This window comes from Thermococcus sp. EP1, from assembly GCF_001317345.1.
Taxonomy (GTDB): Archaea; Methanobacteriota_B; Thermococci; order Thermococcales; family Thermococcaceae; genus Thermococcus_A.
The window spans coordinates 58,347-72,038 of the sequence record NZ_JXCG01000001.1; the positions used below are offsets into that span (position 1 = coordinate 58,347).

The following is a 13,692-nucleotide window of genomic DNA, read 5'->3' on the forward strand; positions in this document are numbered from 1 at the left end:
TTTCAGGTGAAAAAAGTGATAGGAGTATCAACACAAGCATTATACGACAGGAGCCTCAGTCTAGCTCTTTACAAAATAAGGCAACTTAAAGTCAACTTTGTCGAAATAGTGAATGAAGGATATCACGCACTAAATAAACACAATTACAAAACTCATGCAGAGTTCTTAGAAGAGGCCAGATTAAAAAGCGTAATTCATGCACCATTTAGTGACATAAACATTGGATCATTAAATGAAAAGATAAGAAGAGCATCGCTAGAACTTCTCTTTGAAACTCTTAAAATTGCGCACTATATGGGCTCCATGCTAGTTGTGATTCATCCAGCACATCATTCTCCTCTGAGTGGTCGCTTCCCAAAAGCATATGAAAAGATCCAGAAACGCTCACTAGAGGAAATTGACAAAGTAGCTCAAAAAGTGGGGATAAAAGTGGCCCTAGAAAATATGCCTTCTTTTTGGATTCTAGATGGCCAAACTCCAGAACGTATTAAAGAACTGATAGAAGGAACCGACATATTTGTCACTTTTGACATCGGCCACTTAAATACAGTTAATGGAGAGTTCACGGAATTTATCAAACTCTTAAAAGACAGAATTATCTATGCGCATTTAAGTGACAATGATGGAGTGCATGACTCTCATCTAGCTCTCGGAGAAGGCAATGTACCCTGGAAAGACGTGATCAGACAAACCCCCAATGTTCCAATGTCACTAGAAGTAAAAAGCTTTGACGGAGTCCTTAAAAGCCTTGAATTTTTGGATGTCATGATAAACGCTGTTTGATGTTCCTTCAATTTTCGGGCAGTAATGCCCTTATTAATTCATCAAAGAGCTTATTTTACCCACATAAAACTTTTATACAGAAGAAGATAAAGTTCAAGTGGAAGATTATTCATAAAAATTTTGAGGTGATACCATGAAAAGCCCAAAAATCATCGAAGAACTTAAACCCTTCTTCGAACCCAATGCTGTTGCTATCATAGGGGCAACAGATAAAAAAGGAAAGGTTGGAAACGTCATTTTTGAAAACTTTAAGAAAAACAAAGAGCAAGGAATTTTTAAAGGAAAGATATATCCAGTGAATCCCAAGCTGGACGAGATCGAGGGGTACAAGGTTTACAAAGGTGTGAAAGAGCTCCCAGAGGATACAGACTTGGCGGTAATATCCATACCAGCCCCATTTGTCCCACAAACCATGAAAGAAATTGCCGACAAGGGAATAAAGTCTGTGATAATCATTACGGGCGGTTTTGGGGAACTTGGAGAAGAAGGAAAGAAAATGGAAGAAGAAATCCTCCAGATAGCAAGAGAAAATGGTATAAGAGTTATAGGGCCCAATTGTGTTGGTGTGTACGTCCCAGATACTGGAGTTGACACAGTTTTTCTCCCAGAGCAAAAAATGGATAGGCCAAAAAGCGGTTCAATTGCATTTGTTTCTCAAAGTGGAGCCTTTGCTGCAGCAATGCTTGACTGGGCGGCCTTAGCAGGAATAGGAATTGGAAAAATGGTAAGCTATGGTAACAAACTTGATGTTGACGATGCTGATTTGATGGACTACTTCATACACGATGAAAGCATAAAGGTTGTTACTTTTTACATAGAAGGTGTAAAAGAAGGAAGAAAATTCATTGAAGCTGCAAAGAGGATAACAAAAGTAAAACCAGTGATAGCTCTCAAGAGCGGAAGAACCGAATACGGTGCCAAAGCAGCCTCATCCCACACTGGATCATTAGCTGGAGCAGATACAATATATGATGCTGTGTTTAAGCAAACTGGAATTCTGAGGGCAGAGGACTTTGAACACATGTTCGACGTCGCAAAGGCCTTCGCAAAGTGCAAACTTCCAAAAGGAGACAGAATTGGAATCATTACTGATGGTGGTGGAGCAGGAGTTATGGCAAGTGATGCTGTGGCAAAATTTGGACTCAAAATGGCTGAGCTTAGTGAAGAAACCATCAAATACCTAAAAGAGCACTTCCCACCACACGCCGTAGCTGGCAATCCAACTGACGTAGTAGGTGATACTGACGCTCAGAGATACAAATACGCTATTGAGGCCTTTGTAAACGACCCCAACGTAGACGCAATAGTTATAATAGTCCTCTTCCAAGTACCATTGTTAAACGAAGAAGAGATCATAGAAATTCTTGCAGATTACGCAAAGAAGAGTGAGAAACCAATAGTGGCAGTTGCAATGGGTGGTAAAAAGACAGAGTACTATGCAAAGATACTCGAGGATAAAGGAGTGCCAGTATATCCCACACCCGAGAGAGGAGTTAGGGCAATAGCTGGACTCGTCCAATATGCAAAATACTTAGAAAAATTAAATGAGGAGTGATCTGCTCTTTATTTCCTTATTATGGAGGGAATAGTATGAAAGAAGAAGCATTAAAGATAATTAAAGAGGTTTTGGCTCAAGGTAGGAAATCTTTAGTTGAATACGAAGCAAAACAAGTTTTAAAGGCTTATGGCTTGCCCCTTCCAGAAGAGAAACTAGCAAAAACTGTGGATGAGGCCATAAAATATGCTAACGAAATTGGCTATCCAGTAGTTATGAAGCTAATGTCACCCCAAATCCTTCACAAAAGTGACGCAAAAGTTGTTATGCTCAAAATAAAGAACGATGAAGAACTTAAACAAAAGTGGGAAGAAATCCATGAAAATGCCAAGAAATACAGACCAGATGCAGAAATTCTCGGTGTCTTAATAGCCCCAATGCTCAAACCAGGAAGGGAGATTATCATTGGTGTTACCGAAGACCCACAGTTTGGACATGCAATAATGTTTGGTCTTGGTGGAATTTTCGTAGAAATTCTCAAGGATGTCACATTCAGGATAATCCCAATTGAAGAGAAAGACGCTTGGACAATGATAAAAAGTATTAACGGATACCCAATTCTAGCAGGTGCAAGAGGGGAACCACCAGCCGACATGAAAGCAATTGTTGACATGATGCTAAAAGTCTCAGAGCTTGTTGACGATCTTAAGGACTACATCAAGGAAATGGACCTTAACCCAATTTTTGTTTACCCTGAAGGAGAAGGTGTGGTCATAGTAGATGCAAGAATTATCTTGAAGTAATGTCTTCTTTTGCTTTATATTTTTGGCTTTTCTCTTGTAAAGTTAAATGTTACTTTATCTTGACATAATACTAAGGTATATACACTTTGAGCACAGAACACGTAGACGGAGGAGTCTCATAAGCTCCAACTTTCTTTCAGAAATACTAGCGATCGAATAATAAGACAGAAGCATGAAGGAGGTGATAAAATGACGGCAGAAAAAGAAAGGATTATCCAACAGTTAGTAGACGAGCTCTGGAACAAGGGAGATGTCAGTCTAGCAGACAGGTTTTACGCACCCAATTTCATAAATCACGATCCTGGCAACCCTGAGGTTACAAATCTCGAAACCTTTAAACAATGGGTGCTCTTTTTACATAAAGTATTTCCAGATTTTCACGTAACTATTGAAGATACTATTGCCGAAGATGATAAAATAGTAAAGCGCTGGACAGTTACTGGAACACAAAAAGATACGTTTATGGGAATCCCGCCAACCGGAAATGGAATAACCCTCAAGGGAATCGCTATATATCGGTTTGAAGAGGACAAAATTGCAGAGTTGTGGTGGGGTTACGATGTATTTGGCATGCTACAGCAACTTGGCGCATTTCCTCCAAAAGAATAGGGGGAATATCAGGAGGATGTTCTCTTTTTAATTTTTAGATTTTCTAGTCATCCGATTTCTAAAACCTTTGGCTTCCTTCCTAAAAACTCTGCAGCAGTTAAGACTGCCTTACCACCCTTTTCTGCTGCTTCCCACACTTCTTTTGTGTGTTCCCTAAAGTGGCGCTCTCTTGGTAAGTGATGATCATAGATAATGACTTCCGCATCTATCTCCTTTACAATTTTTACTGCATTTTCAATCGTTCTTCTTAAGTTGATTTTATTAAGGAGATAGCCGAGCATGTATGTCATGGGGCCATCCAAAACAAGAATATCTGGATTTTCCTTGGCTATCCAGTCTGCATAATCCTCTATTATTGGCCCATTCAAATCACTTGAATGGATAAATTTTTCTTCTTTGCATTCAATCACTACTGAGATCACCCACCCCACTCTTGAAAACTCTATTCCATGAAAGAGAGGCCTTGTAAATCTAATTTTCGTGTCTCCAAATTGGAATGTCCTTCCATCGGCAAATATGACTTTGAAATTCTCGAAGCCCATCTCAGGGATTCTGGGATTCCGATTCCACTTATTAACCCTATTTTTGAACCATTTGAGACCTTTTTCAAGGAGTTGTTTCCTCCGCGTATTGTAATCACCAAAGTCTTTAGAAAATGCAATTGGTAACTCCTCTAACGGATTTGGATACTCCTTTGATTCTGATTTTCCCCAAATGTCCTCCAATTTTAGATCTCCAAAGTACTTGTAGAGATTAGAGTAGAAATACTCAGCCCGTTCTCTCTGGGAATCGTTTATATACTCATTTGGATCCTTAACTAGGAGAAGTTTGCCTTCATATACGTCTAAATCATTTGGAAAGTAGTGATCATAGTGATAGTGTGTGATAACAACAATATCTGCCCTTTCACTGGCTCTCTTTATTGCCTTCTCACCCTCAATAAGCCATTCGATTTTCTCTTCTTCACTCGCTGGAAAACTCGGTTGCATAATAGCAATTCCAGGATCTATTAAGATCGAGACATCAGAAGTCCTAACCAAGACACATGAGCTTTTAGCACCTAATGAATCAAACCAAATGGGGTTAAATGAGAGTGCCATGCTCATCCCCACTTCATACCCTTGAAAGCCGTTATAAATACCACTAATGCCACCATTCCAAAAATACCAACAAAAGCAAACCCCACTTTAAAACCAAGAAATCCTACTATTATAGGGCCCAATGCCTGTCCTATATCCTTTATACTCTCCAGAAAACCTAAGGCTGTACCTCTAAGTTTTGAAATCTCCGTTGCCAAGGGTTTTGTAGAGGCTTCACTCACCGAAGCTCCAAGAGAGAATAAAATAGCTCCCCCAATTATTAATGGTAAAGAGCCTGAAAAAGCAAATATCAACATTGCAACGCTCACCATCCCCATTCCTACAATTATTGGTTTTATTCTCCCAATTTTATCACTCAAATACCCCGCATAAGGTTTCACAATGGCCATTATAGAGATTTCAATTGTAAGAATCAACCCAGAGAGCCAAGCTTTGTCTTCCAAGAAGTAAAATAGTGGCAAAAAGGTTTCAATACTTTGATAAGCCATGTAAACTGCTGCATCCAATAAACCTAGCAATAACAGAGTAGAGCTAAATGAAAACTCAAACTTTCTCATTCTTCCTTCCGCTTTAGGGAGTCCAAAGGTCAATGCAAATGTTATGAGACCAAAAATGGAGCATGAAATAAAGACAATCCAAAAGCCAGCGAGGTATATCAAAGTTCCCGCCAGTAGAGGGGCTATAGCTCTTCCCACTAACGTCGCAGAGCTCAAAATTCCCATAAAAGTGCCCTTCCTCTCAGGATAGATATCACTTATTAATGCAAGAGAAACCGGGACAAAAATTGCAGTTGCTATCCCATAGTATGCCCTTACCAGAGCTAGGGTTACAGCATCATCTGCAAGAAAATACAAAAGCGGGGCTGAGAAGAAGACAAAACCACTTATTTTAAGTAATCTCTTTCTTCCATAGATGTCACTTAGAAGACCAGAGGCAAAGTTTACAAAAATACCTGTTATCGTAGATGCAGCGGCAATAATTCCAATTTCCCCTTTACTCAACCCCAAACTCTGAGCATATAGAGGCAAGGTAGGCGATTTACTCATGGTTGAGCCAAGTATAGCAAAAAATCCTGCGATTAAGATTACATAAAGTGCCTTCCTCATATTCCCTCCCAATAAACTTTGCTCTCAAAGTATTAAACCTTATGTTTTAGCACCTTCTGCTTGAGGAGAATGTTCTCAGGTTATAAACACTTAAATCCTAAGAAGCGTAAGAATGAAACATGCCAGAAATAAATCTTAATGGAAAGAGAATACAATATGAAGTTAACGTGAGAAGGGTACGATACGTGAGAATTTACGTGACTCCAGAAGGAAAACTTTGGATAGTGTCTCCTACGAAAAAAGTTGAGCAATTTTTAAAAGAAAAAGAAAACTGGATTCTCTCGAAACTTCAAAAGATTGAAGAGGCAAAACAACTTTCAGGTTTTCCTTATCTTGGAAAATTGTATCAAATTAGAAGGGGAGAAAAATTCGAGATTTTTGATGAGATCATCAGCCTCCCCAAAGGGAAAAACCTAGAGAGCATATTGAGAAAAGAGCTTAAGAGCCTAATAGTCCCAATGATTCATGAAAAAGCAGAATATATGAAAGTCAAACCCAAAAAGATCTTCATCCGTAAACAAAAGACAAGATGGGGGAGCTGTTCCCCAAAAGGAAATCTGAACTTTAATCTAGCCATGCTCGCTTTACCCATGGAACTCATGGATTACCTTGTAACCCACGAAGTCGCTCATTTGATAGAGATGAACCACTCAAAGAGATTTTGGGAGTTAGTTGGCCAGTTCCATCCAGATTGGAGAAGAAAAAGAAAAGAACTTAAGAATTGGTGGATAATAATCCACAACAATCCAATCTGGAAACAAATTCTGGAGGGAGAAAAATGAGGATCATCCTCCTCGGATCTGGTTCTTATAGTGGCACTCCCAAACTCTTTTGCAGTTGTGAAAACTGCACTAGGGCGAGGAGGTTTCCCGAGTATAAACGAACAAGATTTTCTATGTATATTCCCAAAATAAATGCTCTTATAGATCCTTCTCCAGATTTGCACTACCACCTTGAACACTTGAACGAAAAAATCGAGAGGGTTTTCATAACTCACCCCCATTTTGATCATATAGCTGGTCTCCCAGAACTACAGATTCTTAGAAGAGTAAGCTTTTATTCCCATGAAAAAACTCTTAAGATGGCAAAACTCTTGCAAGAGACGTTTTTAGGCAACAGAGAGTGGAGATACATCCACCTCGAATTCAACAGATGGTATGACTTTGGAAAGTTTAGAATAAAGCATTTCCCTACTCCTCATCAACCTGGAGAAGTCTCCGGCGGATTTGTCATTGAGATCGGGGAAAAGAAGATCGGGATAACTGGAGATACTGGGCCGGAGATTTTAGAGGATAAGGAAATTTTAAACGAGCTTCATAGAGTTGATCTACTTGTCTCTGAAATGACACATAAGCACTCGATACCAAAAACCCATTTAGGAGTTGAAGACGCCATTAAACTGGCTCACAAAATAGATGCAGGAAAGACAATATTTGCCCACATAAGTCACTCAAACTACACTCATGAGGAGCTTGAAGAAAAAGTAGGAGATATTGGGATTGTAGGGAGAGATTTCATGATTCTACGGATTTAGCTTCCTATAACCTGTACTACTACTTTTCTCCTTCTTGGTCTCACATCAAGTTCGACAAAAAATATCTGTTGCCATGTTCCCCTAATTACCCTGCCCTCAACAACAGGTAACACCAAGGACGGACCCAATAAAGTGGCTCGGAGATGTGAGTGGGCATTGTTGTCTATGAGATCATGCCTATAACCAGCCCCCCTTGGAACCAACTCTCTTAAGAGTTTCTTAAAATCTTCAAGAAGTCCTCTTTCATGTTCTATTGTCACAATTGCTCCAGTTGCTCCTGGAACAAACACTAAAACTTGGCCGTTTTTAATTCCACTTCTTTCAACAATCTCCTCAATGTTGTAGGTTATATCGATAAGGTCAATTTCACCATTGGTCGAGAATTTAAGTTCCTCTATCACTGCTTTCATTCCACCACCTCCAAACAAGGTATCCAGTGGTGAATCCTATTAGATTTGCGCCCATATCTAGAAAGGAAAAACTTCTTCCCGGTACAAAAAGTTGTAGGAACTCAAATATTACTGGAAAGACAAGAAAAGCTTTGTTTATGCTTAGGATGCCCAGTACAAAAAACTCCAAAAAGTGAATTATTTTGTCTCCTCCCACTATCCCTGAGGAAGGCACTTTAGGAGAAAGATTTGCATAAGTCAAAACAAGAAGATAGAGATAAGCAAATTTTTGTCTCATAAAAAGCTCTCCAGTCTTTTGACCTTTTCCACAACCTCTATAGGATCCTCTCCAAAGACATAAACACAAGGCTCTATTCCAAAGCCCCCTTTGTCCACAACAGCATCTAACTTGCCTCTCTTCTTAAATTCCTGAGCTATTAGTTGGATAGTTTCGTCTTCCTCACGCTCCTCTTTTTCCACAAACCCTATTGCAAACTCTGCATTCTTAAGAGCGTCATAAATGTGTTCGTCATATTTTATATTAAGCACAGCTCTCACTTCAGGAAACATCTCTGAAATAGCTATTAAAACCTTCGCCATATGCTCACTCGCCCCAAATTCGGGAGGCAAAGCATACAGCTTATCTTTCACAACAGTTATTCTCCCTGGAATTGCAGCAACATCGTTCTTCTCCTTTGGATTTGAGACAGAATAAGCAAAGTTGCTTCTGATTTCAGGTATTAGCTTTAAAAACTTCATATCCTGCAAAAGTCCATTAAGGGCCAAATTGAGCTCTTCCAAAACCTGAGTTCTAGAAGGTTCTTCACTAAATATATCCTTACATAGAGACTCGTCATCACTCCCAATATATTCCAAATATCCTTTACAGAGAATCCCACTCTTAAACATCTTGAAAAAAGCCCGATTTAAAAATCGTATCACATCTTCTTTTCGTGCACCATAAATGATTAGGGCAGCGATTTCTTCAGATATTGACTCTACTTCTTTAGCGAGTTCTCCACCAAGCTCTTTGTATTTTCCAGCCAGGTATTTACTCACCATTGCTTGAGTTATACCCAGATGTTCAGCTATTCTGGCCTGAGTAAATCCTTTAGAATACAAGATGCCAGCTACTTTGGCCCTTATATTAGGCATAACCTCTTCGGCCCAGAACTCACATGGAGTCTTCACAGCTTCCACCAAATATTTACTTTTTAAAACCCCAGTTATAAACTTTTGCCAGAAAGCTTAATATTCCCCCTCTACGTTTCAATAATAGTGAGGGTACTATGAAAGAAGTTAAAATAATAACTTTTATTGCCATAATGATGCTTTCACTCGGTTGTATAACCGTAGAAGATAATATTTCCCATTCACCTCCCAATGAGAAGGTGGAAGTTTATATCCAAGTAGAAGAGAAGAGTGCCGTTTTTGAATTCTCCAGTTTCCAAGTAGAAATAGGAAACAAAACTATAAGCGAGTTAAATAAGCCAGTTTTTGTAGGATACGTTCAGAAAAAAGATAACGAAACGGAAATAATTTTTGTAGCAAACGTGAAAGCAACTGACTGGTATGGCAAAAAAGTCACTTCTAAAAAGCTAATAGCTCTTAAACTGCCCGCAGGAGAGAAGGCACTTGTTACATTAGAACTCTACTATGAGGATGAGACACTTATGATTAAAGTCAACCCATACAAATCTGGAATAATTGGCAAAACTGTACCAGAAGAAATTTTTATGTCTCCCGAAGAAGCCCTGATGAAAAGACTCCAAGAAATCTATGGAGAAATTCCACCTAAGATTTCTGAAGAGATACAGAAAAACAGAGAGATACGAGAAAAGTTCCTGGAAAAATACACAACCACAGGCAACTTAACTTATCTCCGTACATATAGAGACTCCTTTTATGTAATCAGAGTGTTTGGAGAAATGGCAAAATGGAAAAAACTCACCGCTCTTGATGTGAAAGCATTTAATGTAACTTTAAAAGCAAACAACGAGTATTACTCTCTATATCCTTCTCCTCAAAGGGACTTTTCTGTGGTAATATTTTCCAAGGATACTCCCTACTATTCCCCCATAAGAATCGAAGGTTCCCTAAACATATCCCTACCTTTCCTATATTATAAAGGGAGAGGCTTAAGCTACTATCCAGTAAGCGCCCTTCACTGGGCCGAGATATATTTCCAAAGAGGGAGTTATGAAAAGGCATTAAGAATTCTAAACGACCTACACGACCTTATATACTATGGAGAGTACAACGGAGAGGAGTATGCTCTTTTCCTTAATTATTTTCATTTTGAGAATTCTTCCATCCCATGGGTTTCAGGTTACGCTCAAGGAATGGGAGCAGGCCTCTACGCTAAAGCATACCAACTCACAGGCAAAAAAGAATACTTAAACATCGCAAAACTCCTCCTAAACTCATTTGACCTGCCTTTAGATATGAACGGGTTTGTAGCAAACACAAAGTACGGACCGTGGTACCTTGAGTATAATTACAACTCAAACGAGCTCGTATTAAATGGCCATGTAATAGCACTTCAAGGTATTTATTATTACTGGGAAGTTACTAAAGATGAAAAAGCATGGAAACTCTTTCAAGAGGGCGTTGAAAGTACCAAGAAAGGACTTCAACTTTTTGACACAGGCTCTTGGAGCAAGTATTCAAACATCCATGGAGATGCAAGCGAGTTTTATCACCGGTTACATATAAGACTGTTAAAGTGGCTCTATGATGTAACCAACGACGAATACTTCCTTCACTATGCTGAAAAGTGGAATGATTATTTAATTTACAGAGGTTTGCCTCCAGAAAAGCTTAGGTGAATTTAATGAAAGAAAAAAGGTTTAGCTCTCTTCTTATATTGTTCCTTTTTGCTATTCTTTATTTGGAAAAATAGAACTCTCAAAAAGAACGATACCTGAGAGTTCTAAATGGAACGGCAGAGTTGAAGAGAGCCCAAATGAGAATAAGAGAGCCATTTAGATAATTTCTTCAGATTCTTAAGCACAACAAACATCTTTTTCATGCTCTCCAGTATTGAAGCTTTTTATCCTCTCCAAGTTTTTGTAGAAAAATGGAAAGAATCACTCAAGAATGTGAGGTAATGCCCTAATAACAGGTAACGAAACAAGGATTCCAATTCCAACGTCAACTGCACTCTGGATGGCATTAGGAATGCCTATGACAAGCCAGAAGGGCATGTGAAACCACTCTTCAATAGCTGGAATAACCTGCTCCCTCGGTATGCCCAACCACAAGGGCAAAGCATAGTAGTAGTTCATTGCAACCATGGCAGGTATTCTTATTGCAATCCCTACCAAGTAAGCAAATATCACGAATATTAGAAGCTTTTTCTCGGTGTAATTTCTAATGTCAAAGCCAGTGAGTTTCCTGGCAATCTCAAACCCTAAAATCACACTTAGCGTTGCAAAAAACTTCATGCTTGCCCCGAGCCAAGATGCCGAGGAAATCAAGCTCAAACCAAAGAAGAGCAACACTAAGGCCGTTAAGCTACTCCAAAATCCTGTGAGAATATACAAAACCACTATTGGAACTGCCACCAAGTCTATACTCATTCCCCATTGAGTCGGAACTTTTAAGGGGGAGATCTGTAACACGAGTGACAAGCTTAAGAGCAATCCTATGATTCCTATTTCCCTAGCCTTCACTTACATCACCATTACCATTTTGTTCCAATATTTATAAAATTTTGTTCCATAATTGGAATATTTGCCTGGACAAAATTGAGAAGCAAAGCCTTTATATGTTCCATGAAAATAAATTCTACGGTGGTTGCAATGAAAATACCGGACGATATTAGAAAAGACATTCCTTTAACTCAAGAGGTCATATATTTTGACAATACTGCCACCTCACTAACCCCAAAACCTGTAGTTGAGGCTATGGATGAGTATTATCTAAAGTATAGAGCCAACGTTCATCGCGGTGTTCACAGACTCTCACAAAAGGCAACCCATGAGTATGAGAAATCAAGAGAAGTTGTAGCTAAATTCATTGGAGCGAAATTTGAAGAAATAGTCTTCACAAAAAACACTAGTGAGAGTCTTAATCTGGTGGCTTTGGGACTTGAAGGAATATTCAAAAAGGGCGATAAAATCGTGACCACTCCTTACGAGCATCACTCTGATTTACTCCCATGGCAACGCTTAGCTAAAAAGTTTGATCTAAAATTGGAAATAATTGAAGGAGATAACGAAGGGAACCTAGATCTCACAGATGCAGAAAAGAAAATTAAAGGGGCAAAACTTGTGGCAATCCAGCATGTTTCCAATGCCTTGGGTGTGATCCATGAAGTAGAAGAACTTGGAAAGATGGCCAAAGAGCAAGGAGCCATATTTGTTGTAGATGCCGCTCAGAGTATTGGACACATGGAAGTTAATGTAAGTAAACTTCATGCAGACTTCTTAGCCTTCTCAGGACACAAAGGACCCATGGGGCCTACTGGTATAGGTGTACTTTACATTAGGGAAGAGTTCTTTGATGTCTTCGAGCCTCCTCTCATTGGTGGAGGGACAATTGAAGATGTTAATCTACACGACTATACACTCACAGCTCCACCAGAACGATATGAAGCTGGCACTCCCAATATAGGAGGGGCAATAGGGCTTGCAGCTGGAATAAAATACATAGAAAAGATCGGCTTAGATAAAATCGAAAAACAAGAGCACAAGCTGGTAAAAAGAACAACTGAAGGTTTAACAGAGCTTGAAATTCCATGGTATGGTCCAAGAAACCTAAAGAAACATGCAGGAGTAGTAAGCTTCAATGTTCCACCCTTGCATCCCCACGACGTAGCAGCGATTTTAGATGAGCACAACATAATGGTTCGCTCTGGACACCATTGTGCCTTGCCAGTAATGAAAAAGCTCGGAATAAATGGAACTGTTAGAGCATCATTCCATGTATACAATAGTCTTGAAGAAGTAGAAGCGTTTCTTGGAGTTATGGAAGAGCTTGTCAGGAGCCTACGTTAACTTTTTCTTTGTTTCTTTCTCTAATTTTGTGGCTCATTAGTATGCACCAACCTTTTATACATTAAGTCTTTTAGAATTTTTAGGGAGATATTAATGATAGAGGGAATCCCAACACCTGGAGCCTATATTTACAACCTTATGGCAAGGAGGAGAAAAAGTTTTGATAGAGTGATAGTCAAGGAAGTTCTTTCAAAAGCTAGAGGGGGAGAAAAGATCCTTGATGTGGGGACTGGACCTGGATACATACCAATTGAGATGGCAAAGAAAAATCCTAATTTGGAAGTTTGGGGCGTTGATATTTCAAGAGCAATGATAAAACTTGCAAGAAAAAATGCAGAAAAGGCTGGCGTTAATAATGTAACATTCGAAGTTATGAGCGTCTATGAGCTAAAGCTTCCTGAGAACTACTTTGATCTTGTTATAAGCATTGGAGCCCTACATCATTTTAGCAACCCATTGAAAGCATTTGATGAGATGTATAGAGTTTTAAAATCCTGCGGAGAAGTGTGGATTTATGATTTCATAACAGACGTTCCAAAAAAAGATATGAGGGCATTTTTAGAGGAGGTTGAGTTACCAAAATTCCCTTGGGCAATAGCATTTAGACTTCATGGACTTAAATACAAAGAGTGGACAAGAAATATTTCAAAAGTTGCAGAACGAAGCAACTTTGATGAGTACAAACTGGAGAGGAATAAGGCCCTTATGAAGCTTATTTTAAGAAAGTTTTAATCAATGTTTTAACTCAAATATGTTCCTGATCGTTCAAGAAGACACATAATCAATTCTCTTTCGCCTAATTTAAGATTTCAACTATTTTTAAGCCCAAATTTAATTTTGGAACGTTCCGGAACGTTCTTTTCACCGAGTCCC

General features: G+C 39.0%; 15 protein-coding genes. 9 read left to right on the plus strand and 6 right to left on the minus strand.

Features of this window, described 5'->3' with window-relative positions; all coding sequences use genetic code 11:
* Nucleotides 1–6: 6 nt before the first annotated feature.
* The 4 genes from EP1X_RS00285 to EP1X_RS00300 all read left to right on the plus strand — a co-directional run bounded on the left by EP1X_RS00285 (nt 7) and on the right by EP1X_RS00300 (nt 3,690).
* Nucleotides 7–783, plus strand: coding sequence for a sugar phosphate isomerase/epimerase (locus tag EP1X_RS00285; RefSeq protein WP_082391426.1), 777 nt, complete (start codon nt 7–9; stop codon nt 781–783).
* 133 nt (nt 784–916) lie between these two features.
* Complete coding sequence (locus tag EP1X_RS00290; RefSeq protein ID WP_055280756.1) at nt 917–2,338, plus strand: acetate--CoA ligase family protein; 1,422 nt, start codon at nt 917–919, stop codon at nt 2,336–2,338.
* Between the two features lie 35 nt (nt 2,339–2,373).
* Entirely contained in the window at nt 2,374–3,081 is a 708-nt protein-coding gene (locus tag EP1X_RS00295) for an acetate--CoA ligase family protein (RefSeq protein WP_055280757.1), read from the plus strand.
* A 189-nt stretch (nt 3,082–3,270) separates the two neighbouring features.
* Entirely contained in the window at nt 3,271–3,690 is a 420-nt protein-coding gene (locus EP1X_RS00300; RefSeq protein WP_055280758.1) for an ester cyclase, read from the plus strand.
* Nucleotides 3,691–3,737: 47 nt separating this feature from the next.
* On the opposite strand, the gene EP1X_RS00305 is transcribed toward EP1X_RS00300, so the two are convergent.
* Together EP1X_RS00305 and EP1X_RS00310 are read right to left on the minus strand one after the other, a co-directional pair.
* The gene (locus EP1X_RS00305) at nt 3,738–4,790 is read right to left on the minus strand and encodes an MBL fold metallo-hydrolase (protein ID WP_172672577.1); all 1,053 of its coding nucleotides are present in this window, start codon (nt 4,788–4,790) and stop codon (nt 3,738–3,740) included.
* 2 nt (nt 4,791–4,792) lie between these two features.
* On the minus strand, nt 4,793–5,896 hold the full coding sequence (locus tag EP1X_RS00310) for an MFS transporter (RefSeq protein WP_055280760.1): 1,104 nt from the start codon (nt 5,894–5,896) through the stop codon (nt 4,793–4,795).
* A 119-nt stretch (nt 5,897–6,015) separates the two neighbouring features.
* Between EP1X_RS00310 and EP1X_RS00315 the strand changes: the two genes are divergently transcribed.
* Both EP1X_RS00315 and EP1X_RS00320 read left to right on the plus strand, forming a co-directional pair.
* Complete coding sequence (locus EP1X_RS00315) at nt 6,016–6,678, plus strand: M48 family metallopeptidase (protein WP_055280761.1); 663 nt, start codon at nt 6,016–6,018, stop codon at nt 6,676–6,678.
* Nucleotides 6,675–7,430: an MBL fold metallo-hydrolase gene (locus EP1X_RS00320; protein ID WP_055280762.1), complete on the plus strand. Its 756-nt coding sequence runs from the start codon at nt 6,675–6,677 to the stop codon at nt 7,428–7,430. The genes EP1X_RS00315 and EP1X_RS00320 overlap by 4 nt, the downstream gene beginning before the upstream one ends.
* On the opposite strand, the gene EP1X_RS00325 is transcribed toward EP1X_RS00320, so the two are convergent.
* From EP1X_RS00325 to EP1X_RS00335, 3 genes are read right to left on the minus strand one after another with little or no spacing between them, the layout of a single operon-like run.
* Nucleotides 7,427–7,840 (minus strand): secondary thiamine-phosphate synthase enzyme YjbQ, encoded by a 414-nt coding sequence (locus tag EP1X_RS00325; protein WP_055280763.1) that lies wholly within the window; start codon nt 7,838–7,840, stop codon nt 7,427–7,429. The genes EP1X_RS00320 and EP1X_RS00325 overlap by 4 nt on opposite strands.
* Entirely contained in the window at nt 7,815–8,117 is a 303-nt protein-coding gene (locus EP1X_RS00330) for a VanZ family protein (RefSeq protein WP_055280764.1), read from the minus strand. The genes EP1X_RS00325 and EP1X_RS00330 overlap by 26 nt, the downstream gene beginning before the upstream one ends.
* Nucleotides 8,114–9,019 (minus strand): thiamine-phosphate synthase family protein, encoded by a 906-nt coding sequence (locus EP1X_RS00335; protein WP_371180381.1) that lies wholly within the window; start codon nt 9,017–9,019, stop codon nt 8,114–8,116. Before EP1X_RS00335 ends, EP1X_RS00330 begins: the two co-directional genes overlap by 4 nt.
* A gap of 89 nt (nt 9,020–9,108) precedes the next feature.
* Between EP1X_RS00335 and EP1X_RS00340 the strand changes: the two genes are divergently transcribed.
* A complete protein-coding gene (locus EP1X_RS00340) occupies nt 9,109–10,647 on the plus strand; it encodes a D-glucuronyl C5-epimerase family protein (RefSeq protein WP_055280766.1) in 1,539 nt (512 codons plus the stop codon).
* 261 nt (nt 10,648–10,908) lie between these two features.
* On the opposite strand, the gene EP1X_RS00345 is transcribed toward EP1X_RS00340, so the two are convergent.
* Nucleotides 10,909–11,493 (minus strand): hypothetical protein, encoded by a 585-nt coding sequence (locus EP1X_RS00345; protein WP_055280767.1) that lies wholly within the window; start codon nt 11,491–11,493, stop codon nt 10,909–10,911.
* Between the two features lie 129 nt (nt 11,494–11,622).
* Between EP1X_RS00345 and EP1X_RS00350 the strand changes: the two genes are divergently transcribed.
* The gene (locus EP1X_RS00350) at nt 11,623–12,819 is read left to right on the plus strand and encodes an aminotransferase class V-fold PLP-dependent enzyme (RefSeq protein ID WP_055280768.1); all 1,197 of its coding nucleotides are present in this window, start codon (nt 11,623–11,625) and stop codon (nt 12,817–12,819) included.
* Nucleotides 12,820–12,912: 93 nt separating this feature from the next.
* Entirely contained in the window at nt 12,913–13,551 is a 639-nt protein-coding gene (locus tag EP1X_RS00355; RefSeq protein WP_055280769.1) for a class I SAM-dependent methyltransferase, read from the plus strand.
* Nucleotides 13,552–13,692 lie beyond the last annotated feature (141 nt).

Coding starts and splice junctions, on each gene's coding strand:
- EP1X_RS00340 (WP_055280766.1), top strand. CDS start 9,109: ATGAAAGAAGTTAAAATAATAACTTTTATTGCCATAATGATGCTTTCA.
- EP1X_RS00310 (WP_055280760.1), bottom strand. CDS start 5,896: ATGAGGAAGGCACTTTATGTAATCTTAATCGCAGGATTTTTTGCTATA.
- EP1X_RS00315 (WP_055280761.1), top strand. CDS start 6,016: ATGCCAGAAATAAATCTTAATGGAAAGAGAATACAATATGAAGTTAAC.
- EP1X_RS00295 (WP_055280757.1), top strand. CDS start 2,374: ATGAAAGAAGAAGCATTAAAGATAATTAAAGAGGTTTTGGCTCAAGGT.
- EP1X_RS00330 (WP_055280764.1), bottom strand. CDS start 8,117: ATGAGACAAAAATTTGCTTATCTCTATCTTCTTGTTTTGACTTATGCA.
- EP1X_RS00300 (WP_055280758.1), top strand. CDS start 3,271: ATGACGGCAGAAAAAGAAAGGATTATCCAACAGTTAGTAGACGAGCTC.
- EP1X_RS00305 (WP_172672577.1), bottom strand. CDS start 4,790: ATGGCACTCTCATTTAACCCCATTTGGTTTGATTCATTAGGTGCTAAA.
- EP1X_RS00290 (WP_055280756.1), top strand. CDS start 917: ATGAAAAGCCCAAAAATCATCGAAGAACTTAAACCCTTCTTCGAACCC.
- EP1X_RS00320 (WP_055280762.1), top strand. CDS start 6,675: ATGAGGATCATCCTCCTCGGATCTGGTTCTTATAGTGGCACTCCCAAA.
- EP1X_RS00350 (WP_055280768.1), top strand. CDS start 11,623: ATGAAAATACCGGACGATATTAGAAAAGACATTCCTTTAACTCAAGAG.
- EP1X_RS00325 (WP_055280763.1), bottom strand. CDS start 7,840: ATGAAAGCAGTGATAGAGGAACTTAAATTCTCGACCAATGGTGAAATT.
- EP1X_RS00355 (WP_055280769.1), top strand. CDS start 12,913: ATGATAGAGGGAATCCCAACACCTGGAGCCTATATTTACAACCTTATG.